Raw genomic sequence first — 23570 nt, 5'->3', positions numbered from 1 at the left:
CGAGCAGTAAAAAAAACGCCACCCGAAGGTGGCGTCAGTGATACAGACGACGAAATTAATCGTCGAGGAAGCTACGCAACACTTCAGAGCGGCTCGGGTGGCGTAGTTTACGCAGCGCCTTCGCTTCGATCTGACGGATACGTTCGCGGGTAACGTCAAACTGTTTACCCACTTCTTCCAGCGTATGGTCGGTGTTCATATCGATACCGAAACGCATACGCAGCACTTTGGCTTCACGGGCGGTCAGGCCAGCCAGAACGTCGTGCGTGGCAGCACGCAGGCTCTCGGTAGTGGCAGAGTCCAGCGGCAGCTCGAGGGTGGTATCCTCAATGAAATCACCCAGATGCGAATCTTCATCGTCACCGATCGGGGTTTCCATGGAGATCGGCTCTTTGGCGATCTTCAGCACTTTACGGATCTTGTCTTCCGGCATCAGCATACGTTCGGCCAGTTCTTCCGGCGTCGGTTCACGCCCCATCTCTTGCAGCATCTGGCGGGAGATACGGTTGAGCTTGTTGATGGTCTCAATCATATGCACCGGGATACGGATGGTGCGCGCCTGGTCTGCGATAGAGCGGGTGATCGCCTGACGGATCCACCAGGTCGCATAAGTGGAGAACTTGTAACCACGACGGTATTCAAACTTGTCTACCGCTTTCATCAGACCGATGTTGCCTTCCTGAATCAGATCCAGGAACTGCAGGCCACGGTTGGTGTATTTCTTGGCGATAGAGATAACCAGACGTAAGTTCGCTTCAACCATCTCTTTCTTCGCACGGCGGGCTTTTGCTTCGCCGATGGACATACGACGGTTGATGTCTTTCACCTGCTCGATGGTCAGGCCGGTCTCTTCTTCAATCTGCTGCAGTTTTTGCAGGCCGCGGTGAACGTCATCGGCCACGTCGTGCAGCTTTTCAGACCACGGTTTGTTCATTGCGATAGCCGCGTTGAACCAGGTTTCGCTGGTCTCGTTGCCGGTGAACAGGGTGATGAAGTTCTTCTTCGGCATTTTACACTGCTCAACGCAGAGCTTCATGATCAGGCGTTCCTGAGTACGCACACGGTCCATCATCACGCGCATGCTGTTCACGAGGTAGTCGAACTGCTTCGGTACCAGACGGAACTGCTTGAACACTTCAGAAAGCTTGAGGATCTCGGTCTGCGCATCCGCATGACTACGGCCTTTCGCTTTGATGGTGTCACGCGTCACTTCATACTGCGTACGCAGTTCAGCGAATTTCTCGCGCGCCAGTTCCGGGTCGATGCTGTTGTCGTCATCCGCGCTGTCGTCGTCGCCGTCTTCCTCGTCTTCATCCTCATCGTCGTCCATGTCTTCCTGAGACAGTTCTGAGCCGACGTGGGTGGCGGTAGGCGCCAGATCTTCTTCCGCGTTTGGATCAACGAAACCGGTGATCAGATCGGACAGACGCGCTTCTTCTGCTTCAACGCGATCGTATTGTTCCAGAAGATAGGTAATGGCTTCCGGGTATTCCGCAACAGAACACTGAACCTGGTTGATCCCGTCTTCAATGCGTTTTGCGATGTCGATTTCGCCTTCGCGGGTCAACAGTTCAACAGTGCCCATTTCGCGCATGTACATGCGCACCGGATCGGTGGTGCGACCGATTTCCGACTCTACGCTGGAGAGAACCTGCGCAGCCGCTTCTTCTGCGTCTTCATCGGTACTGGTCGTGTTTTCAGCAAGCAGCAGATCATCGGCATCCGGTGCTTCTTCCATCACCTGAATACCCATGTCGTTGATCATTTGGATGATATCTTCGATCTGATCTGAATCGACGATATCTTCCGGCAGATGGTCATTGACCTCGGCATAGGTCAGATAGCCTTGCTCCTTACCACGGGTAACAAGAAGCTTCAGCTGTGACTGCGGGTTTTGCTCCATAAGACGGTATCCACACTTAATTCGTTTGATTGGTGTCAGCCAGCGTTGCCGCCAACATTTAAAGCGAGGGCGTATTTGTTTTTTTGCCGCTGCCTCTCAGTGCGGCTGTCGGGGTCTCCCCGATCGCTATTCGGCACTTAAGCCGTTAAATACTTCCTCATTTACGTTGTCCCTGGGGGCGCTGAGTTCCCGAGCTTTACACTCCCGGGATGCATTTCATGCTGCCCTTGATACAACGCGAATGATGTTGTCTTTCAGTTATCTCTTCGCCAGCTCCTGGTTCAGAGTCCAGAGCTCCCGGCGTTCTTCGCTGCTTAAACCATGTGTGCGCTCACGAGCAATCAACTCTTCCTGGCGCAGCTCAAGCATCGAATCAAACATATGGTTGAGTGAGTCGGTGAAGGTTTTTTCAGCAATGTCCTTATCTGCTATATCGTCCCACATCGACAGTTTTTCAAGGGTGGCCGCATCATTTGTGCCACGATAGTGTTCTAAAAGTTGCCCGGTGGTCAGACCTGGCTGGGACAAACAAGTGTTGACCAGTTCTGCAAATAAGCCAAGTCCGGGCAGCTTATTATGATCCAGACCGTTCAACGGTGGGACCAGTGGCGCCAGTTCCGGATTTTGCACCAGCAGTCCTATCAGTATACGCATGGTCGTGCGTTTTAGCTGTGGAGCGGGCCGGGAAGGGCCATTTTCAGACAATTTTGGCATTAATCGTTCAAGCTGGCTGTCGTCAAGGATGCCCAGCTTGTTGCCCAACTCCTGGCGCAGGTAAATGCGCAGCGTTTCGCCCGGCACCTGAGTGATTAACGGTAATGCCAGCGTACTGAGCTGCGCGCGTCCGTCCGGGGTGCTCAAATCGACCTGCGGCAGCAGGCTGTTAAACAAAAACGCGGAGAGCGGTAACGCCTGCTCCATCCGGGTTTCAAACGCTTCTTTACCCTCTTTCCGCACCAGCGTATCCGGGTCTTCGCCGTCAGGCAGGAACATAAAGCGTAGCTGACGACCATCGGTCATATACGGCAGCGCGGTTTCCAGCGCGCGCCAGGCGGCGTCTCGTCCTGCCCGGTCGCCGTCATAACAGCAAATCACCGTGTTGGTCGCGCGAAACAGGAGCTGAATGTGATCGGCGGTGGTCGAGGTGCCCAACGACGCCACGGCGTAGTTAATGCCGTATTGCGCCAGCGCCACCACATCCATATAACCTTCCACAACCAGCAGTCGCTGTGGATCGGCGTTATCCTGCTGCGCTTCATACAGACCATACAACTGACGGCCTTTATGAAAAATATCGGTTTCCGGGGAGTTGAGGTACTTCGGCAGGGCATCGCCCAGCACCCGACCACCAAAGCCAATCACCCGGCCACGCTTGTCGCGAATGGGGAACATCACCCGTTCGCGGAAGCGGTCATAGCTGCGTCCCTGATCGTTGGTGACCAACATGCCCGCGTCGACCAGCGACTGGCGATTTTCGCTATTGCCGCCAAACCGTTTCAGGACGTTGTCCCAGCCGGGGGGCGCAAAACCAATAGCAAAACGCGCGATCACTTCGCTACTGAGTCCTCGCTTTTCCAGATACTGGCGCGCAGGGGTAGCGGCGGGTTGCATCAGAGATTGCTGATAAAACGTGTTCAGACCGTCCATCAATTGATAAAGGCTTTGCCGTTGATGGCGCTCTATCTGACTGGGGCCAGTGCCTGCTTCAAATGGAACCTCAAGATTGTGCATTGCCGCCAGCTCTTCGACGGTTTCCACGAACTCGAGCTTGTCGTAGTTCATCAGGAAATCGATCGCGTTGCCGTGCGCGCCGCATCCAAAGCAGTGATAAAACTGTTTTTCACCGTTTACGGTGAAAGAGGGGGTTTTTTCGTTATGGAACGGACAGCACGCATGATAATTCTTGCCCTGCTTTTTGAGCTTCATCCGCGCGTCGATCAGATCGACGATGTCGGTGCGCGCCAGCAGGTCATTAATAAATACGCGTGGGATTCGTCCAGCCATAAGCCCCGTTAGTAAACTTCATCCTTCAAACTGTCTCTGCGTTGGCTGCGCTCGTTCACCCCCAGTTACTGACTTCTCTAAGCTCCGGGGATTCACTCACTTGCCGCCTTGATACAGGGTGAATGATGTTGTGTAATTGCTGATTCATAAACGAAAACAAGCCGCGCATTCCTTTCGGAAGCACGGCCTTACAACTACAACTCTGTCTGAATTGAGAGCCCTGGCCCTCAACAGATTAGTACAGACGAGTACGGCGTGCGTTTTCGCGAGCCAGTTTCTTCGCGTGACGTTTCACTGCAGAAGCTTTAGCGCGCTTACGTTCGGTCGTCGGTTTTTCATAGAACTCACGACGACGAACTTCCGCCAGAACACCTGCTTTTTCGCAGGAACGCTTGAAGCGACGCAGAGCTACGTCGAACGGCTCGTTTTCACGTACTTTAATTACCGGCATGTGCCTCTCACCTTTGATTAAATCGGTTTGCCGCTGGCATCAACGCCAGCTTATTTCAAAATGGTGCGGAATTTTACTGCAATTGCTGCTGCTTTGTAAAGCACCGCGGCCTTTTTTGAAAGGGACTTTTGTAAGGAGCCAGAGTATACACGAAGTCAGGTCGCAGGGTATACATCGACCCGCATTCGACCTAAACTGCGCGGTATCAGAGTGAGGTAAAACAAGTCATGCGTGTACTGGGAATTGAAACATCCTGCGATGAAACCGGCATCGCCATTTACGACGACGAAAAAGGTCTGTTAGCCAACCAATTGTATAGTCAGGTGAAATTACACGCTGACTACGGCGGCGTGGTGCCTGAGCTGGCTTCACGCGATCACGTCCGCAAAACGGTACCGTTGATCCAGGCGGCGCTGAAAGAAGCCGGATTGAACGCCAAAGAGATTGACGCGGTGGCGTATACCGCCGGTCCGGGTCTGGTTGGCGCGCTGCTGGTGGGCGCAACGGTTGGACGTTCGTTGGCATTCGCCTGGAACGTGCCGGCCATTCCTGTACACCATATGGAAGGGCATCTGCTGGCGCCGATGCTGGAAGATAACCCGCCAGAATTTCCGTTTGTGGCGCTGCTGGTTTCAGGCGGCCATACGCAGCTTATCAGCGTGACCGGCGTCGGTCAGTATACCCTGCTGGGCGAGTCGATTGACGATGCCGCTGGCGAAGCGTTTGATAAAACCGCGAAGCTGCTGGGGCTGGACTATCCTGGTGGTCCGATGCTGTCGAAAATGGCCGCACAGGGTACCGCCGGGCGTTTTGTCTTCCCACGCCCGATGACCGATCGCCCTGGGCTGGACTTCAGCTTTTCCGGCCTGAAAACCTTTGCTGCTAACACCATTCGCAGCAATGGCGATGACGATCAGACCCGCGCTGATATCGCCCGCGCATTTGAAGACGCGGTCGTCGATACGCTGATGATCAAATGCAAACGCGCGCTGGATCAAACCGGTTTCAAACGTCTGGTGATGGCGGGGGGCGTCAGCGCTAACCGCACCCTGCGCGCGAAGCTGGCAGAGATGATGCAAAAACGCCGTGGCGAAGTCTTTTACGCCCGCCCGGAATTTTGCACTGACAATGGCGCGATGATCGCCTATGCCGGTATGGTGCGTTTTAAAGCGGGCGCGCTGGCCGACTTGGGCGTTAGCGTGCGTCCGCGCTGGCCGCTGGCGGAGTTGCCTGCCGCCTGAGGCGGCGTGTCATCCCGGATGTCAGGTCATAATATCTAATATCCGGGATCTGGCCAGCAGGCAATAGAGCTGACTGTCATTTTTCACCCGCAATTTCTCCATTGCCCGTATTTTATGCGCGCTTACGGTTTTAATACTCAGGTGCATCTGACGAGAGACATCCGTCAGATTTCCCCCTTTGCACAGAAAACGCAACACGTCTATTTCTCTGGCAGAGAGCGACTCCTCGCTTTGAAGGAAGCCTTTCATTAGCGACGGTTCGATGTAGACCTCATCTTTTATGACGCAATTAAGCGTATCGCGCAGGACTGTCTCACTGAGGGCGTGACTGACATAGGCTTTTGCCCCGGCTTCAAGCGTCAGCCGGATAAGCTGCGGGCTTTTAAACGGGGCTATCAGCACCACTTTTAACGCAGGGTATTTCTGGTGCAATTTTTTAATCAGCGCCAGTCCGTCCAAATCACAGTGCGGATGAAGGTGTTGTACGGTGTTAAGCATATATCCCAACAGCAGGATGTCGGGAGTTTCTCCTGCCAGCAACGTAAGCAAGGAAGAGGTCGACCCGACGTCTTCCAGCAGCGAGAAATGGGAACCAGAGCTCGCGCAGGATCTGTCTAACCCTTCAATCATTGCACGTATACCCCGGCGGATCAGGGGGTGCTCATCGGCAATCGCTATTTTTACTGACATCACGTTCTCCAGCATAAGAAGGCGAATATTTTATAAGCACCATACGTTGGTGAGTAAAATTAAAAGAACACTTTCATATAAAAATGTGCTTGCATTAATGTCGATATACGATTTTTTTATTTTGACCGTTTTTATCTTTTTTATGAGTTGACTTGTGTAACGCCTCTGCTTTTTAGCTCGGTGCGAAAGAAAAAGAATTTTCTTATTCTTTAAAAGAAAGCTCTACTTGGCCGTTGGGTAATGACTATTTTAGGCTGAAAAAAGGAACAACACAGATCATGTCATAAAGGAATATCGGCTAACATGAAAAAAAGCATTTTATCAATGTTAATTTGCGCAGCAGTAACCTGTGCGGCTTACGCTCAAACCGGCACCGCCTTACAGCACGTACATCAGGCGCAAGAGGTTCAGGAAGGCGTTTCGTATGACGCTATTGTCGTTAAGCTAAAACCGGGTAAATCTCAAACCTCCCCGTTAAAACTTGACGATCCCGCACTCGTCGCCACCCGCATGTACCACGCGGACAACCTGAGCCGCGAACGCGCAGCTGAAATTGCGGAGCTAAACGCACGGTATGGATTCGATCGTTATCTGCGTATTGAGCTGCCAGAAAATAAAAAGCAAGATCGAAATTATATCGAACATGTGATCAACACTATTCAACAAAATCAGGATGTTGAGACTGTTTATCCTGAAGCTATGCCTGTAGGTTTTCAGGCAGAAAAGCAAGAAGCGGGTCAGTCTTCAACCCTATTAAAATCGACAGTGAACAGCGGCCTGTCGGCCGTGTCTGTGCCCGATTATCGACAGCAGCAGGATTATTTAAAAGCCCCGGATGACAAGCGTTCTGGTTATTATATTGGCGGGGTGAACCGCGACAGCGTTAATCAGTATATAGGGAACGAGGGTGAGGATATCACTATTGTTTCTTCTGAGAACTGCGGCTGGAACGCAAATCATGTGAATTTACCACCTGCTTCATTCGTTCAGGGACCAAATAAAGATACCTGCAATGAGCGGGAACATAATACGGCTTCTGTTGGTATTTTAGCTGCGCGCGATATTGGTTCTGGTGTTCGTGGTCTAAGTTATAAAAGCAAAGTGGGCTATGCGGCCTGGCCTGCGTCGAATCTCTTTAATGTTATTCCGTTATTAAAAGCGGGTGATGTTGTCTCGTTAAATATGCAGACGTATGGCGGAGAAATTACCGGGACCTGTAAATCAGCCTGTTATATTCCCATTGAATATCTGGACAGTTATTTCAACGTCATCAAGGCGCTCACGGATAAAGGCGTGTTTGTGATTACTTCCGCAGGGAATGGCAATATTAATCTGGACTCTCCCGCCTTTAATGGTCGTTGGGATACGCAAGTGCGTGATTCAGGCGCGATTATCGCCGGGGCATTCTGTTCAAAAGACGGTAAAAAAGCGAACTTTAGCACCTATGGGTCGCGTGTCACCAGTTCATCTAGAGGCTGTAGTGATGTCACAACGACGGGCTATGGCAATCTCTATAACAGAACCAATGCAAATTATACCGGAAGTTTTGGCGGGACGTCTTCAGCAACGCCTATTGTGGCAGGCGTGGTGGCCAGCCTGTCAGGTATTGCCAAAGCGAACGGGATCACCGTTACACCGCGCCAGATGCGTCAAATCCTGGCTGAGACCGGCACGCCAATTGCGAATGGCGACTCGGCGAAGGTCGGCACGCAACCCGATATGGCGCGTGCTGTCGCCCGGATCCTGGCGTTGAAGAATGGCAGCGATATTCCTGCTATTCCTGCTCCTACCGCCGCCGCAGGAGCAGACTACACTATGGTTTCCCCAACCACTGGCGTAAGCACCTATCCTCTGGACGGCAGCAAGAGCCTGAACGCGACATCGTATAACTGGAGCGTGACAAAAGGTGCTGGCACCTTCTTCCTGGAGGAAAAACTGAACGGCGTGCAGGTGAACAGCATCGACAATGCTCATGCCTATGCGGTGATTCCTGCCAATACGGAAGGGCAGGCTACCTTTACGCTGACAACGACAGGGGCGGATGGCCGTACCGCGCAGGACAGCATGACCATCATGGTAAGTAAACCTGCGACGCCAGCGAAGGAAGACACGCCGACAAAAGACGATACGCCGGCGAAGGACGACGCGCCGGCAAATGATGACGTGCCGGCGACCAATACGGCGCCAGCCTATAACGGCAAAATAGCCTATCCGACCAAATGCACCAAAGTATCTTACAACGGTAAAATTTGGTTCAACCAGTGGTATGTCAACCCGGGACAGGAAACACCGGGAACGGGCGGCCAGTGGGGCGCATGGCGTCAACAGGGCACATCCAATAACAGCTGCAAATAACCATGAAGGCCTGGCTTATCGCCAGGCCCTTTTAGTCAGATTCGCAGCATCCCTTTCTCTTTCAGAAACGCAATAATCGTCTCCAGACCGTCGCCCGTCTTCAGGTTAGTAAAGGTCCACGGACGCGCGCCGCGCATGCGGTTGGTGTCGCGCGCCATCACCTCCAGCGACGCCCCGACGTAAGGGGCCAGATCGGTTTTGTTGATCACCAGAAAGTCAGATTTAGTGATCCCCGGGCCGCCTTTGCGTGGGATCTTCTCTCCTTCAGCTACGTCGATCACGTAGATCGTCAGATCCGCCAGCTCCGGACTGAACGTGGCGCTCAGGTTGTCACCGCCGCTTTCGACGAAGATCAGATCCAAATTACCGAATTTCGCGCTTAATGCATCCACTGCCGCCAGATTCATTGAGGCGTCTTCACGGATGGCGGTGTGTGGACAGCCGCCGGTTTCGACGCCGACGATGCGTTCCGGCTCAAGCGCGCCCGCTTCTGTCAGGATGCGCTGATCCTCTTTGGTGTAAATGTCGTTCGTGACCACCGCCAGTTGCCAGGTGTCGCGCATGGCTTTGCATAACGCTTCCAGCAGGGCGGTTTTGCCCGATCCTACCGGGCCGCCCACGCCGACGCGCAGGGGATGTTTGTACTCACTCATTGTCTCTCCTCAGGAGCGGAATAATCGGCAGTATTGGGTTTCGTGACGGGCAGAGGCGATAGCCGCCAGCGGCGTAGCAGAGCCGAGGTGTTCATCCGGACAGCACAACGCCTGCGTTATACCCTTTGCGTAATGTTCGCTGAGGGTTATCATCAGCCGCTGCGCCGCCTGCTGACCAAAAGGTACCAGCTTGACGCCCGCCATCACGGCGCTTTCGATCCAGCTGTAGCCCAGCGTTAAGGCCAGATCGGCGAGCGGCAGCCGCCACTGTACGCCAAGCCAGGCCATCCCGCAGAGCTGGCTGTCAGCGAACAGCGCGCGCCACGCGGGCGGGATTTCCGGCTCCCAGTCCACCACCAGCCGGGTAAACGCCGCGCCTCTGCTGCGCTCTTCTTCGCGCAGTTCGCGGGTTTCCCGACAGGCCAGCAGGTACGTCGTCCAACGGCGCGCGGCGGTGATATCGTCCTGCTCGCAGGCGCGATAAAGCCGGGCGAACAACGGCAGGTCGACGGTAAAAAAATTGTGCTCCATTTGCTGTTGCTGCCAGCGGGCGAAGGCATCGACGCTGTTGACCCAACCGCTTTCCACCGCCCACTCCAGCCCCTGAGACCAGGTAAACGATCCCACCGGCAGGCTGCTGCTGGCGAGCTGTAACAGGCGCAACTGCTGGCGGGCGTCACGCATCAGTGCGCATGACCGTGATGATGGTTATGCCCGTGGGACTCGCTGGCGTAGGCGCCCGCTTCCGGCTCAAACGGTAAATGCGCAAAGGTCACGTCAAGATCGAACTGGCGCAGCATGGCGTCCAGCACATGATCGTGATGATAGCGCAGTTCATCCGGCAAAATTTGCAGCGGTACGTGGCGATTGCCGAGGTGATAGCACGCTTTGGCGAGCAGAAACGGGTTGGCGCAGTGCACCACCGAAACCGCTTCATGGGCGGCGATGATCTCCACCACTTCCGTCCCGTCTTCGCTACGCAGGCGGTCGCCGCCGCGCAACAGCAGGCCGCGCGGCAGCATCAATCCCGCCTCGCGCCCGTCGTTCAGTCGCACTTTGGCCCGGCTTTTTACGCGGATATCAATCGGCAGCGTCAGGGTGGCGGTGGCTTGCGCTGTCGTCTCAACCCGTTGCGTTAATAGCAGCATGTCGGCTCCTTAAAATAAAAAGTAACGTTGCGCCATCGGCAGCACGTCTGCCGGCTCGCTGGTAATGCGTTCGCCGTCAATGCGCACCTCGTAGGTCTGGGCGTCGACGGTGATATCGGGTTGCAGGCTGTTGTGGATCATGTCGGCTTTTTTCACCGTCCGGCAGCCTTTCACCACCGCGGTGGCGCTGTGTAAATTCAACTGCTGAGCGACGCCGCTGTCGTGGGCGGCCTGGGATAAAAAGGTTAACCGGGTGTGATGACGCGCAGCGCCTAATGCGCCGAACATCATCCGGTAGTGCACCGGCTGCGGCGTGGGGATCGAGGCGTTGATATCGCCCATCGGCGCGCAGGCGATCATTCCACCCTTGATAATGGCGGCGGGTTTGACACCGAAAAACGCCGGCGACCACAGCGCCAGATCCGCCAGTTTTCCGGCCTCAATGGAGCCGACCTCATGGGCGATACCGTGAGTCAGCGCCGGGTTAATGGTGTACTTGGCGATGTAGCGTTTCACCCGCTGGTTGTCGTTATCGCCGCGCTCTTCCGCCAGCGCGCCGCGCTGTACTTTCATCCGGTGCGCTACCTGCCAGGTGCGCAGGATCACTTCGCCGACGCGGCCCATCGCCTGGGAATCCGACGAGGTCAGCGAAAACGCGCCAATGTCATGCAGCACGTCCTCGGCGGCGATGGTTTCGCGCCGAATGCGTGACTCGGCAAACGCCACGTCTTCGGCGATATCGGGGTCGAGATGGTGGCACACCATCAGCATGTCGAGATGCTCATCGATAGTATTCACGGTGTAAGGCAGCGTTGGGTTGGTTGATGACGGCAGAATATTGGCGTGCGCGCAGGCGGTGATGATATCCGGCGCATGGCCGCCGCCCGCGCCTTCGGTGTGAAACGTATGGATCGTGCGATCGCCAATAGCCGCCAGCGTGTCTTCGACAAAGCCGGACTCGTTCAGGGTGTCGCTGTGCAGCGCCACCTGAATATCCATTTCGTCGGCGACGGTCAGCGCGCAGTCGATAGCCGCAGGCGTCGCCCCCCAGTCTTCATGAATTTTCAGGCCGATCGCCCCGGCGGTCACCTGCTCGCGCAGCGTATCCGGATTGGAGCCATTTCCCTTGCCGAGCAGACCGATATTGACCGGCAGGGTATCCGCGGCCTGCAACATCCGGGCGATGTTCCAGGGGCCGGGCGTACAGGTGGTGGCGTTGGTACCCGCCGCCGGTCCGGTGCCGCCGCCGATCATCGTCGTCACGCCGGAAACCAGCGCCTCCTGCGCCTGCTGTGGACAGATCCAGTGAATATGGGTATCGACGCCGCCAGCGGTGACGATCTTACCTTCTCCGGCGATCGCCTCCGTCCCGACGCCGATCGGGATCGTCACGTCAGGCTGAATGTCCGGATTACCGGCTTTGCCGACGGCGAAGATCCTGCCGTCTTTGATGCCGATATCCGCTTTAACGATCCCCCAGTGGTCGACGATCAGCGCGTTGGTGATCACCAGATCCACGCAGGCGTCGGCGCGCATTTGTCCCTGGCCCATACCGTCGCGGATCACTTTACCGCCGCCGAATTTCACCTCTTCGCCATAGGTGGTGAGATCGTTTTCCACTTCGATCCACAAATCTGTGTCCGCCAGACGCACTTTATCGCCGGTGGTGGGGCCAAACATATCGGCATACGCTTGCCGGGAGATCTCAGCCATTGTTGACCTCCAGCGCGCCCATGACCTCGCCGCGAAAGCCAAAAATACGCTGCGCGCCTGCCACGCGCACCAGCTCGACTTCTCGCTTTTGCCCCGGTTCAAAGCGCACCGCGGTGCCGGCGGGGATATTCAGGCGGTATCCGCGCGCCGCCTCGCGCGGGAAGCGCAGGGCGGGGTTAGCTTCGAAAAAGTGGTAATGCGATCCAACCTGAACGGGGCGATCGCCGTGGTTTTCCACCACGAGAGTGCAGGTCTCGCGCTGGTGATTGAGCGCAATATTTCCTGCCGCGATCCGGTATTCGCCTGGAATCATAACCTCTCCTTACACGATCGGATTGTGGACGGTCACCAGCTTGGATCCGTCCGGAAACGTTGCTTCTACCTGGATGTCCGGGATCATCTCCGGTACCCCCTCCATCACCTGATCTCGGGTGAGTACATGGCGGCCGTCTTCCATCAGCGAGGCCACGCTTTTGCCGTCGCGTGCGCCTTCCATAATGAAGGCGCTGATCAGCGCTACCGATTCCGGATAATTCAGCTTCAGGCCGCGCGCCAGACGGCGTTCTGCCACCAGCGCGGCGGTAAAGAGCAACAGCTTGTCTTTTTCTCTGGGAGTCAGTTCCATCGGTGTCTCTTAGGTCTGCCAGATACGCGGCAGATGCGGTTGTTTATGAGTTAACAGCGGACGTAAAAAGCGCCAGATATCGCGCATCGCGCGTTGGATAAGCAGGTTGTCTGCCGCCAGAAAGCGTACGGTGAGCAGCGAGTCAACGAGCGTCGCGCCTGCGTATTCGCCAAGCGGCATAAGCCGTTCACGGGCTCCGTCCAGCATCGCCTCTGTCCCCGGATAGCAAAACAGCGTGCCGCACCACGGCTGGTTCGCGACGGCGGAAAGATCGCCCCCGCGAATTTTCAGGCCTTCGATAAGCAGCGGTATGCCGTCGCGCCAGATTTCCAGCCGGTTGACCAGCGTGCCGTGGCTGAACGTTTCCTGCATTACCGGGCGACCCAGGCAGAGCAGATCCCAGCCGAGCAGCTGGCTTTCGGTTGTCAGATGGAACACGGTGCGCAGGCTGGCGCGAGCGCCGGGAAACAGGATCGTATCCTGCGGCAGCCATTCCAGCGTGGCGTGCGGCGCAAGGGTGAAATCCTGACGCAGTTGCGCCAGTTGCCCTGCGCTGCGGTAAAACTTTCCCGCGCCGGGCTGGGTGATTAACGCGTGGCTGTGGGCGTCAAGGGTGACGGAAATGTGCAGTTCATCGCCGCCGACAATACCGCCAGGCGGGTGAAGCAAATAAAGATGACAAACATCATCTTCCGGGTAAAACGGTCGTTGAACGGCTAACGGACCAACGTGACGCGCTGAGGTGAGCACCGTTTTGTGCGCGGCACGGGTAAACCGCAGGTCCAGTTCGGCCTGCCAGCCCCGAATGAGTGTCTCGTGCGCAACCGTGTCCAGAGCGTTCCCCTGTCAGTTTAAAGATAGGTGCATGGCAAAAAGTATGCCTCAGCACGGCGGCAAAGCGGTCATATGAGACGCTTATGGGAAAGGAGGGGAAATCAGAAAAAAGGGGCGGCAGCCCGGCCGCCCCAACGGGGGTTAAAGCAAAACGAGAGGCATCCAGAGCAAACCGGTGACGATCAGTAGCAGCATGAAGATCAGGCCAAAAATCGCCCCCAGCCGCCAGTAGTCAGCCGTCGGCAAATAACCGCTACCGTAGTAGATGGGGCTGGGGCCGGTAGCATACGGGGTAAGAATGCTACCCAGACCAATCGCCGCGCCGACCATCAGGCAAAATACGGGGAGCGGAATGTCCGGCATCGCCAGCGCGGCGGCGATCATCATTGGCGCCAGTGCGGAGGTGTACGCCGTGGCGCTGGCGAAGAAATAACGCAGCAGATAAAACACCACGATCAGCGCGACCATCACCATTGTCGGGGAATAACCGCTCAGGCTGCCTGCCAGCAGGTTGCCAAACCAGCGGATAAAGCCGGTATTGTTCAGTCCGGTCGCAAGAGTAATCAGTGACGCGAGCCAGAAAAAGACGTTCCATGCGGATTTATTACTGACGATGTCATCCCAGCAGATAATGCGCAGCACCAGCATTAACGCCACCACGCTGTAGCCAACCATCGCCGCGTCAATGTAGTCACCGCCGAAAATCCACAGCACCAGCGCGCCGACCATCAGCACTAACATCTTTTTCTCACGCGTGCTCAGCGGGCCCATTGCCTTTAGCTCCGCTTCTGCCCAGCGCGGCACCTGATCGCCGGACTTAAGCACCGGCGGGTACAGCACATAAGCAAGCCACGGGACCAGCAGAACCAGCAAAATACTCAGCGGCAGCATCCCTAAGAACCAGTCGCCCCAGCTTAGCGCCGTGTGCGCCGCGCCCTTCATCAGGCCAATCAGCAGCAGGTTTGGCGCCATCGCGGTGAGGAAAATGGCGCTGGTGACGCAGTCGGCGGTGATCCCCATCCACATGATGTAGGAACCAATAGAGCGCGAACTGGCGTCATTCGGCTGCGAATGATACAGCGGTGGCAGATTACGGATTATCGGGTAGATAATCCCGGCGCCGCGCGCGGAGTTTGAGGGCGTAACAGGCGCGAGGATCAGCTCAGAGAGCATGACCGCGTAGCCGAGAAACAGCGTGCGGTGCCCCATCTTTTTCACCAGCCATAGCGCGATGCGTCGCCCCAGCCCGGTTTTTTCATAGCCCGTACCGAACATAAAAGCGGCAAAGATCAGCCAGATAACTGAATTAGAAAAACCAGACACCGCCCACGATAGCGCTTTGGCGGTGAATTTAAACCCGTCCTGCGCCAGCTGTTCGGGGCTGAACAGCAACCACGGCGAGAGGACGGCGATCGTCGAAATGCCGATCATCGCCACCACCGCGCCGGGAACAGGTTCCAGAATCAGTCCCACAATGACGCCGGTAAAGACCGCAAAATAGAGCCACGTGTGGTTCTCAAGACCGGTGGGGACGGGCAAAACAGCAATAATGGCGATGACCACCAGCGGAGCCAGGTATCGCCACCAACCAGCTAAAGGTGCCATTGTCGTATCCCTGCGAAGAGGGAGAGGCGGGGCGCCTCTCCGGAAGGGTTATTTGATGTAGTGAACGTGCTCGCAAATTTCGTCGACGATCGGACCACGACGCTCGGCGAACTGCTTTTTGTTCTCGGCGATCAGGTTATTGCCGTGGGTGTCGATAGAGACGATCAGCGGACCGAACTCCTTCACCCGACACACCCACAGGGATTCCGGCATGCCGAGTTCCGTCCAGTGGACTTCCTCTATCTCTTCCACCTGCGTGGCTGCCAGCACCGCGCAGCCTGCGGGGAAAATCACGTGCAGCGCCTTGAATTTCTGGCAGCCTTCTTCGGTCAATGGCCCCATGCCGCCTTTGCCAACCACCAGTTTGACGCCTGTCTGCTCGATGAACTCTTTTTCAAACGCCTCCATACGCATGCTGGTGGTCGGGCCGACGGAAACCATCTCCCATTTTTCACCGTTTTTGCGCACGATCGGCCCGGCGTGGAAAATGGCTTTACCGTTCAGGTCGTAAGGGATCGGGCGCTTGAGTTCGATCAGGCGGCGATGGCAGACGTCGCGGCAGGTGACCAGCGTGCCGGTCAGATAGATCACGTCACCAACGCGGATATCCTCCAGGTCTTCGGCCTTGATCGGGGTCGTCAGGATCTTTTTCATAGCGCGCTCCGGGTATGAGACAGGTTTTCGAAGGAGAGATCGGCATGCACCAGCAGCGTACCGCGACGGTGCGCCCAGCAGCCGGTGGAGACGGCCACCCCGATAGTCGAGGGGTGACGCGCGGCGGATTCAATGTGTACGCCCATGACGGAGCTGTTGCCCGTTAACCCCTGCGGGCCGATCCCCAGACGGTTCAATCCTTCTTCCAGACGCAGTTCCAGTTCAGCCGCTTTGGGATTTGGATGGCGGGTGCCGATGGGGCGCAGAATCGCTTTGCGCGACAATACCGCGGCGGTTTCTACGGAAGTGGCGATCCCCACGCCCACCAGCACCGGCGGACAGGCGTTTACCGCCAGCGTGGAGATATTTTCAAACACGAACTTAACAACGCCTTCGTAGCCTTCGGACGGCATCAACACTTTTGAGCGCCCCGGCAGGGTACAGCCGCCGCCTGCCATATAGACTTCTATTTCGGCGTCGTCGCCGTCGGGGATAATGTCCCATGTCACCCACGGCACGCCGCTGCCGGTGTTTTTGCCAGTGTTGACTTCGTCAAAAATTTCTACTGCGTTATGACGAAGTGGGGCTTTCACGGTCGCGTCTTCCACGGCCTGCTTCAGAATGGCCTGCAGTTCGCCCAGTAGCGGGAAGCGGGAGCCGACCTTGACGAAGAACATGATCTCGCCGGTGTCCTGACAGGCCGGACGGTTCAAGTCGATCGCTTTCTGCATGTTGTCGAACATCGTGTGATAGATGATTTTTCCCATCGACGAGGTTTCAGCATCGCGCAGCTGTTTTAATTTATCCACGACGTCGTCGGGCATCCGGGTGGAAATCATTGCCGTAAACCCGGCGACAATTTCCGTCAGCGTATTTATCGCTTTTTGTTTATTTTCATTGCTCATCATGACAACTCCAGTGCTTTTATTTGTCTGGAAAGACATTCTGGGAAACAAACTACCACTAAAAATAGGGCTTTATATTTTTTGCCACTGTGTATATGTAATTAACAGTTCGTGAATCATGATGTGAAAAATCAGCGAAAATTGAGCAAGGGCAGGGAATAGCGACAGTAAGGGAATTACACTGCCGGTATTATCTTCATGGGTGCCCGAATATGCTGAACACATACCCTTTAGCGAAAGATCTGCAGGTGCTGGTTGAAATTGTTCATACGGGAAGCTTCAGCGCGGCGGCGGCGGCGCTCGGACAAACCCCGGCGTTTGTGACCAAGCGGGTGCAGATCCTGGAATCCACTCTCGCCGCCACGCTGCTGAATCGTTCGGCACGCGGCGTGGCGCTGACCGAGAGTGGGCAAAAATGTTATGAACATGCGCTGGACGTGTTGACCCGCTATCAGCTTCTGGTGGATGAGGTGACGCAAATTAAAACCCGTCCGGAAGGCATGATTCGTATCGGCTGTAGCTTTGGTTTCGGGCGTAGCCATATTGCCCCGGCTATTACCGAGTTGATGCGCAATTACCCTGAGTTACAGGTGCATTTTGAACTGTTCGATCGGCAAATTGATTTGGTGCAGGATAATATCGATCTCGATATTCGTATTAACGATGTAATTCCAGACTATTATATTGCACACTTGTTAACAAAGAATAAAAGAATATTGTGCGCCGCGCCGTCTTATCTCGAAAAATATTCAGAACCGACAACCCTCCAGGAATTAAGCCGTCACGATTGCCTGATCACGAAAGAGCGCGATATGACGCACGGAATATGGGAGTTGGGAAACGGCGAGGAGAAAAAATCGGTCAAGGTGAGCGGGCATCTCTCGTCGAACAGCGGGGAAATTGTGCTGCAATGGGCGCTGGAGGGCAAGGGGATCATGCTGCGATCCGAGTGGGACGTGCAGCCGTTTCTGGCGAGCGGCAAACTGGTGCGGGTGCTGCCGGACTATGCGCAGAGCGCCAATATCTGGGCGGTGTATCAGGAGCCGCTATATCGCAGCGTGAAGCTTCGGGTCTGCGTGGAGTTTCTGGCGGCGTGGTGTCAGCAGCGGTTGGGCAGACCGGATGAAGGATATCGGGTGACGTGGTGAACCCGATAGCCTTCCGGCGAGGTGAAAACGCTATTGCGGATCTTTTTCGCGTTTTTTCTTCAGCTTCGTCCAGATCTTTGTCTCCTGACGACGCCACAGTCGCTGAATGTTGTCGTGATGGCGCAGCAGGATCAGGCACGACAGCATCGAAACCGGGAAGGTGAACTGAGGTTTAAACCACCAGACGTAGAACGGCGCGATCAGCGCGCTGACGATGGCGCCCAGCGACGAATAACCGCTCAGCAGCACCGTGAGCAACCAGGTGCCCGCCATCACGCCGGTTAAATCCCAGCCGATAGGGGCAATAGCGCCGAATGCCGTCGCCACGCCTTTCCCGCCTTTAAACCCAAAGAAGACCGGCCAGATATGGCCCAGACAGGCGGCAATGGCGATCAGGCCCAGCCAGAAGGGGGTTACGCCCAACGCGTATGCGCCCCAGACGGGCAACATCCCTTTCAGGACGTCGAAAATCAGCACCGCTGCGGCTGCTCCCTTGCCACCGATTCGTAACACATTGGTCGCGCCAGGATTGCCGGATCCGCTGCTACGCGGGTCGGGCAAGCCAGCAATGCGGCAGACCAGAATGGCACTGGAAATGGAGCCGCAGAGGTACGCGATGAGGATCATTCCAGGCGCGATTGCACTCATAAGCTGTTCCGTTTTGAAAATGTCGTGTAAAACGCTACTTCTGTGGATAATACGCATATTTCGCCGGAAGTGGTATCCGGGTTAGCCAAAAAGCGGGCAGGTCGTGATGGATATTGTATTTATAGAGCAACTTTCGGTAATCACCACCATTGGTGTTTACGACTGGGAACAGACCATCGAGCAAAAGCTGGTGTTCGATATCGAAATGGCGTGGGATAACCGGAAAGCGGCAAAAAGCGACGATGTCGCCGACTGTCTGAGCTATGCGGATATCGCCGAAACCGTGATCGCGCACGTTGAAGGCAGGCGCTTTGCGCTGGTGGAACGCGTCGCGGAAGAGGTCGCGGATCTCCTGCTGGGACGCTTCCATTCACCGTGGGTGCGAATCAAGCTCAGTAAGCCCGGCGCGGTCGCGCGCGCGGCGAACGTGGGCGTGATTGTCGAGCGTAGCCATAATCTGAAAGGAAAATAATTAACTTCATCATTGTTAAACCAAACGGATATAAAAGAGTCTTACAGCGGGAACTTTTTTTTGCGGTAGTTTTTCTATTTAGGGGTTTATTGATGAGCGATATGCACTCGCTGCTGATAGCGGCAATTTTGGGTGTGGTCGAAGGATTGACGGAGTTTTTGCCGGTTTCCAGTACGGGCCATATGATTATCGTTGGCCATCTGCTGGGGTTTGAGGGTGATACGGCAAAGACCTTTGAAGTGGTGATCCAGCTTGGGTCGATTCTGGCGGTGGTCGTAATGTTCTGGCGGCGGTTGTTCGGCCTGATCGGGATTCATTTTGGCCGACCGTTGCAGCGCGAAGGGGAAAGTAAAGGGCGGTTAACGCTCATTCACATTCTGCTTGGGATGATCCCCGCAGTGGTGCTCGGGTTGGTGTTTCACGATACGATAAAATCACTGTTTAACCCCATTAACGTGATGTATGCGCTGGTGGTGGGCGGTTTACTGCTGATCGCCGCCGAATGCCTGAAGCCGAAAGAACCGCGCGCGCCGGGGCTGGACGATATGACTTACCGACAGGCGTTTATGATTGGCTGTTTCCAGTGTCTGGCGCTGTGGCCGGGCTTTTCCCGTTCCGGCGCGACCATTTCCGGCGGGATGCTGATGGGCGTGAGCCGTTATGCGGCGTCGGAGTTCTCGTTCCTGCTGGCGGTGCCGATGATGATGGGCGCAACGGTGCTGGACCTCTACAAAAGCTGGTCGTTCCTGACCGTCGCCGATATTCCGATGTTTGCCGTCGGTTTCGTGACGGCGTTTGTGGTTGCGCTGATCGCCATTAAAACCTTCCTGCAACTGATCAAACGAATCTCGTTCATTCCGTTTGCGATTTATCGCTTTATCGTTGCAGCCGCGGTTTACGTGGTGTTCTTCTGATGATTCACCGTGCCGGATGGCGGCTATGCCTTATCCGGCCAACCACGCACGTCTGTCCACAGGCCGGTCAGCGGTAGCGCTGCCGGCACGGGCCGTTTAGCTGGCGGGTTTCGGGCAGCGCGTCTCTTTCCAACTGGCGACCACCGCAATTCGCCGCTTCGTCAACTCTTCGCGGATCTTTGCGCCTTTAAATCCGGCCTCCACAACCTCTTTTGTCGGTACCGACTGCGCCACCTGCCATGCTTCGCGCAGCAGACGACCCTGCGGATAATCCGCCGCTTCAAAGCCAGTACGCCCGCGTACGTCAGCCTCGCTGGTGAGGGCTATCTGCTCCACGCGCTGCGGTTTACGCCAGGCGTCGATCGCGTCGAACAGCTTTACAATGGTCTTAGGCTGCAGTATCGGAAAGGTATGAATGAGATCGTGAAACTCCGCCACCAGCTTTGCCAGATCGCGGATTTCGTTCGGTACCCGCAGACGCTGACACAACTGCGCCACCAGCTTTACCCCCGCCGGACCATGACCGTGATGACGCGGCCAAAGCGCTGGCGGAGTCAACCCTTTTCCCAGGTCATGGCACAGGGTGGCGAAACGGATATCCACCTCCGGGCTGAGCATCGCCGCCATCGACAGCGTCATGAGCGTGTGAACGCCGGTATCGATTTCCGGGTGCCATTTCGCTGGCGCGGGAACGCCAAACAGCGCATCCACCTCCGGGAACAGCACGTGCAGCGCGCCACAGTCGCGCAGGACCTGAAAATAGACCTGCGGGTTACGGGTGGTTAACGCGTTTTCGGTCTCTTTCCACACGCGCTCAGGCGTCAGGTGCCCCAGCTCCCCGGCGTGGGTCATGTCGCGCATTAGCGCCATGGTTTCGTCGGCAATGCGAAAGCTGAGATGCGCATAGCGGGCGGCAAAGCGCGCCACGCGAAGGACGCGGAGCGGATCTTCACTGAAAGCCGGCGAGACGTGGCGCAACAGGCGTTTTTTCAGATCGGCGCGTCCGTGATACGGATCGACGATAGCGCCGTCATCATCCTGCGCCAGGGCGTTAATGGTCAGGTCGCGGCGCTGTAGGTCATCTTCCAGCGTGACGTCCGGCGCCGCGTAGCAGGTGAATCCGGTATAACCGGAACCGGATTTACGTTCGGTGCGCGCAAGGGCGTACTCTTCGTGTGTTTGAGGATGGAGAAAAACAGGAAAATCGCGGCCTACCTGCTGGTAGCCCGCGTCGAGCATTTGCTGTGGTGTGGCGCCTACCACCACCCAATCTTTATCTTTGACCGGTAGCCCTAACAACGTATCCCTAACCGCACCACCGACCAGATAAATCTTCACGCCACACCACCTCTCCTGAGAAATACACTTTCTTAATGATATGACAGTGTGGCGGAGAAGGCGATTTAGTTCATCCAGCGGTCTTTGCGTTTGCGGCTTGGGATCATATGCGGCAGCACCAGACCGAGCAGCAGGCCGAGACCGAGCACGCCGCCGCCATACATAAACCATTGCATGATGATGGTACGCTGCTTGTCATCAAGCTGCAGATTTGCGGCGCTGACCTTCTTCTGCGCCACAATCAGCTCGTTTTTCAGCTTCTGGTTTTCTTCTTTCAGGCCGTTGATCACGCTGTCGCTCTGCGCGACCTTTTGCTGCATGTCGGCTGTCCGCTGATTCCAGGTGGTGTCAATGTTGGTCAGCTTATCGGTCAGGGTTTTGACCTGATTTTCCAGATCCGGTACGCGGGTGCGCAGGCTGGGCGAGGTGTTCAGCTCTTTCAGCGGGATCCAGGCAGTGCGACCGGTGCTGTCTTTGACCTGGCCGTAATTATTGTCGGTCTGTAACAAGGTGACCTGTTCGCCGGCGTTCATGGTGCCGACGAGGCGATAGTTATCTCCCGGACCGCTGCGGACCCAGGTGCTTAGTTCATCAGAGACATAGCGCGTTTCTTCTGCGTGGGAGACGGCAGTGGCGCTAAGTGCAAGTAAAGTTAGTCCAATCAGGCGTAATTTTGGCATCAGGCTGTCGTTATTGTCATAGAAAGTGGAACGATAGTAGTGGGATCAGTGTCTCTACGCAAAGCATTCGACATCAATCGGAATCATCTGTGTCAGCTTCGCCACTACGTCAAACTTTTACGCCCGTCAAATTGCTCGTTGCATGGCAATTTGGCGCAAAATACTATCTACTGACACTCAGTAACGCACGAAGTTCGCAGTCGATCCCTTCAACTGTGACATAACCCTAAGTACAAGGCCATGGCTCAGGAAATCGAATTAAAATTTATCGTTAATCACGATGCGGTTGACGCACTGCGCGACCATCTGAATACGCTTGGCGGCGAACATCACGCGCCCAGCAAGCTGCTGAACATTTACTACGAGACGGCGGATAACTGGCTACGCAGCCACGATATGGGGTTACGCATTCGCGGCGAGAATGGCCGCTATGAAATGACCCTGAAAATCGCCGGGCGGGTGGTCGGCGGTTTGCATCAGCGTCCGGAATATAATATTCCGCTTAGCGAACCTACGCTCGATTTAGCGCAACTTCCGCAGACAGTGTGGCCGAACGGCGAGCTGCCTGCCGATCTCGCTTCCCGCGTGCAGCCATTGTTCAGTACCGATTTTGATCGCGAGAAATGGCTGCTGGAAATTGACGGCAGCCAGATTGAAATTGCGCTCGATCTCGGAGAAGTTAAGGCCGGCGAATTTACCGAACCTCTTTGCGAGCTGGAGCTTGAACTGCTGAGCGGCGACACCCGGGCGGTGCTGAAGCTGGCTAATCAACTGGTGAGCCAGGCGGGACTGCGTCAGGGCAGCCTGAGTAAGGCGGCGCGAGGTTATCACCTGGCCCAGGGAAACGCCCGGCGCGAGATCAAACCGACCACAGTACTGACCTTGCCCGCAAAAGCCAGCGTTGAGCAGGGGCTGGAAGCGGCGATGGAGCTGGCCTTAGCGCAGTGGCAGTACCACGAGGAACTGTGGCTGCGCGGCGTGGAGTCGGCGAAAGCGGAGGTGTCTGCGGCGATGGGGCTGGTGCGCCATACGCTTACCCTGTTCGGTGGTATCGTTCCGCGTAAAGCGAGCACTCACTTACGAGATTTGTTAACCCAGTCTGAGGCTACCCTGGCCTCGGCGGTCTCTGCCGTGACGGCGGTGTATACCCCGCAAACCGCAATGGCAAAACTGGCGCTGACGGAGTGGCTGGTCACCAAAGCCTGGCAGCCGTTTCTGGATGCTAAAGCACAGGCCAAAATGGCCGATTCCTTTAAGCGTTTCGCGGATATCCATCTTTCACGTACCGCCGCCGAACTGAAAAGCGTGTTTGCTCAGCCGTTAGGCGACCAGTATCAGGATCAACTGCCGCGGTTACGTCGTGATATCGACACTGTGCTACTGCTGGCCGGGTATTACGATGCTGTAGTGGCGCAGGCGTGGCTGGAAAACTGGCAGGGGCTGCATCACGCCATCGCCACCCGACAGCGTATTGAAATTGAACATTTCCGCAATGAAGCGATAAACCAGGCGCCGTTCTGGTTGCACAGCGGAAAACGGTAAACCGCGTCATTCCCGAACGCAGAAGTGATTGCCTGTTGGCGCTGCGT

The 23570-nt window shown here is 55.9% G+C and carries 23 protein-coding genes; 6 read left to right on the top strand and 17 right to left on the bottom strand.

Annotation, left to right across the window (positions count from 1 at the left end):
* Positions 1–55: 55 nt before the first annotated feature.
* From rpoD to rpsU, 3 genes are all read right to left on the bottom strand, one after another.
* Positions 56–1903: an RNA polymerase sigma factor RpoD gene (rpoD, locus tag JY391_RS19155; RefSeq protein WP_042289358.1), complete on the bottom strand. Its 1848-nt coding sequence runs from the start codon at positions 1901–1903 to the stop codon at positions 56–58.
* Between the two features lie 258 nt (positions 1904–2161).
* The gene (dnaG, locus tag JY391_RS19150) at positions 2162–3907 is read right to left on the bottom strand and encodes a DNA primase (RefSeq protein ID WP_211934842.1); all 1746 of its coding nucleotides are present in this window, start codon (positions 3905–3907) and stop codon (positions 2162–2164) included.
* 235 nt (positions 3908–4142) lie between these two features.
* On the bottom strand, positions 4143–4358 hold the full coding sequence (rpsU, locus tag JY391_RS19145) for a 30S ribosomal protein S21 (RefSeq protein WP_001144069.1): 216 nt from the start codon (positions 4356–4358) through the stop codon (positions 4143–4145).
* A gap of 227 nt (positions 4359–4585) precedes the next feature.
* Between rpsU and tsaD the strand changes: the two genes are divergently transcribed.
* Positions 4586–5599: a tRNA (adenosine(37)-N6)-threonylcarbamoyltransferase complex transferase subunit TsaD gene (tsaD, locus tag JY391_RS19140; protein ID WP_042289353.1), complete on the top strand. Its 1014-nt coding sequence runs from the start codon at positions 4586–4588 to the stop codon at positions 5597–5599.
* Positions 5600–5620: 21 nt separating this feature from the next.
* Here tsaD and JY391_RS19135 read toward each other — a convergent pair whose 3' ends face one another.
* A complete protein-coding gene (locus JY391_RS19135) occupies positions 5621–6289 on the bottom strand; it encodes a LuxR C-terminal-related transcriptional regulator (RefSeq protein WP_211934841.1) in 669 nt (222 codons plus the stop codon).
* Positions 6290–6592: 303 nt separating this feature from the next.
* Here JY391_RS19135 and JY391_RS19130 point away from each other — a divergent pair, with 303 nt between their 5' ends.
* On the top strand, positions 6593–8644 hold the full coding sequence (locus JY391_RS19130) for a S8 family serine peptidase (protein ID WP_211934840.1): 2052 nt from the start codon (positions 6593–6595) through the stop codon (positions 8642–8644).
* Between the two features lie 35 nt (positions 8645–8679).
* Here the strand turns inward: JY391_RS19130 and ureG are convergent, their stop codons facing one another.
* From ureG to ttdA, 10 genes are all read right to left on the bottom strand, one after another.
* On the bottom strand, positions 8680–9297 hold the full coding sequence (gene ureG, locus JY391_RS19125; protein ID WP_042289346.1) for an urease accessory protein UreG: 618 nt from the start codon (positions 9295–9297) through the stop codon (positions 8680–8682).
* 9 nt (positions 9298–9306) lie between these two features.
* A complete protein-coding gene (locus JY391_RS19120) occupies positions 9307–9981 on the bottom strand; it encodes an urease accessory protein UreF (protein ID WP_211934839.1) in 675 nt (224 codons plus the stop codon).
* The gene (gene ureE, locus JY391_RS19115; protein ID WP_211934838.1) at positions 9981–10445 is read right to left on the bottom strand and encodes an urease accessory protein UreE; all 465 of its coding nucleotides are present in this window, start codon (positions 10443–10445) and stop codon (positions 9981–9983) included. The genes JY391_RS19120 and ureE overlap by 1 nt, the downstream gene beginning before the upstream one ends.
* 9 nt (positions 10446–10454) lie before the next feature.
* Positions 10455–12158, bottom strand: coding sequence for an urease subunit alpha (gene ureC, locus JY391_RS19110; RefSeq protein ID WP_060570857.1), 1704 nt, complete (start codon positions 12156–12158; stop codon positions 10455–10457).
* On the bottom strand, positions 12151–12471 hold the full coding sequence (locus tag JY391_RS19105) for an urease subunit beta (RefSeq protein WP_042289337.1): 321 nt from the start codon (positions 12469–12471) through the stop codon (positions 12151–12153). The genes ureC and JY391_RS19105 overlap by 8 nt, the downstream gene beginning before the upstream one ends.
* 9 nt (positions 12472–12480) lie before the next feature.
* Positions 12481–12783, bottom strand: coding sequence for an urease subunit gamma (locus JY391_RS19100; protein WP_042289336.1), 303 nt, complete (start codon positions 12781–12783; stop codon positions 12481–12483).
* A 9-nt stretch (positions 12784–12792) separates the two neighbouring features.
* Positions 12793–13617: an urease accessory protein UreD gene (locus JY391_RS19095; RefSeq protein ID WP_199957080.1), complete on the bottom strand. Its 825-nt coding sequence runs from the start codon at positions 13615–13617 to the stop codon at positions 12793–12795.
* A gap of 141 nt (positions 13618–13758) precedes the next feature.
* Positions 13759–15222, bottom strand: coding sequence for an anion permease (locus tag JY391_RS19090; protein WP_211934837.1), 1464 nt, complete (start codon positions 15220–15222; stop codon positions 13759–13761).
* Between the two features lie 48 nt (positions 15223–15270).
* Complete coding sequence (gene ttdB / locus JY391_RS19085; RefSeq protein ID WP_000722944.1) at positions 15271–15876, bottom strand: L(+)-tartrate dehydratase subunit beta; 606 nt, start codon at positions 15874–15876, stop codon at positions 15271–15273.
* The gene (ttdA, locus tag JY391_RS19080) at positions 15873–16784 is read right to left on the bottom strand and encodes a L(+)-tartrate dehydratase subunit alpha (protein WP_120714909.1); all 912 of its coding nucleotides are present in this window, start codon (positions 16782–16784) and stop codon (positions 15873–15875) included. The genes ttdB and ttdA overlap by 4 nt, the downstream gene beginning before the upstream one ends.
* A gap of 209 nt (positions 16785–16993) precedes the next feature.
* On the opposite strand from ttdA, the gene ttdR reads away from it, so the two are divergent.
* Complete coding sequence (gene ttdR, locus JY391_RS19075) at positions 16994–17929, top strand: L-tartrate utilization transcriptional activator TtdR (RefSeq protein WP_211934836.1); 936 nt, start codon at positions 16994–16996, stop codon at positions 17927–17929.
* Positions 17930–17959: 30 nt separating this feature from the next.
* Here ttdR and plsY read toward each other — a convergent pair whose 3' ends face one another.
* Positions 17960–18577 (bottom strand): glycerol-3-phosphate 1-O-acyltransferase PlsY, encoded by a 618-nt coding sequence (plsY, locus tag JY391_RS19070; RefSeq protein ID WP_042289743.1) that lies wholly within the window; start codon positions 18575–18577, stop codon positions 17960–17962.
* A gap of 106 nt (positions 18578–18683) precedes the next feature.
* Here plsY and folB point away from each other — a divergent pair, with 106 nt between their 5' ends.
* The gene (gene folB, locus JY391_RS19065) at positions 18684–19049 is read left to right on the top strand and encodes a bifunctional dihydroneopterin aldolase/7,8-dihydroneopterin epimerase (protein WP_042289321.1); all 366 of its coding nucleotides are present in this window, start codon (positions 18684–18686) and stop codon (positions 19047–19049) included.
* Between the two features lie 92 nt (positions 19050–19141).
* Positions 19142–19963, top strand: coding sequence for an undecaprenyl-diphosphate phosphatase (gene bacA, locus JY391_RS19060; protein ID WP_211934835.1), 822 nt, complete (start codon positions 19142–19144; stop codon positions 19961–19963).
* A gap of 96 nt (positions 19964–20059) precedes the next feature.
* Here the strand turns inward: bacA and JY391_RS19055 are convergent, their stop codons facing one another.
* Positions 20060–21301 carry a multifunctional CCA addition/repair protein gene (locus JY391_RS19055; protein ID WP_211934834.1) on the bottom strand — a complete coding sequence of 414 codons (1242 nt, stop codon included), beginning with the start codon at positions 21299–21301 and terminating at the stop codon, positions 20060–20062.
* A gap of 65 nt (positions 21302–21366) precedes the next feature.
* The gene (locus JY391_RS19050) at positions 21367–21981 is read right to left on the bottom strand and encodes a TIGR04211 family SH3 domain-containing protein (protein WP_042289312.1); all 615 of its coding nucleotides are present in this window, start codon (positions 21979–21981) and stop codon (positions 21367–21369) included.
* A 240-nt stretch (positions 21982–22221) separates the two neighbouring features.
* Here JY391_RS19050 and JY391_RS19045 point away from each other — a divergent pair, with 240 nt between their 5' ends.
* A complete protein-coding gene (locus JY391_RS19045) occupies positions 22222–23523 on the top strand; it encodes a CYTH domain-containing protein (RefSeq protein ID WP_181822080.1) in 1302 nt (433 codons plus the stop codon).
* The last annotated feature ends 47 nt before the right edge of the window (positions 23524–23570 follow it).

The organism is Citrobacter sedlakii (assembly GCF_018128425.1).
Lineage (GTDB): Bacteria > Pseudomonadota > Gammaproteobacteria > Enterobacterales > Enterobacteriaceae > Citrobacter_A > Citrobacter_A sedlakii.
This window is presented reverse-complemented; position numbering and strand designations above follow the sequence as displayed.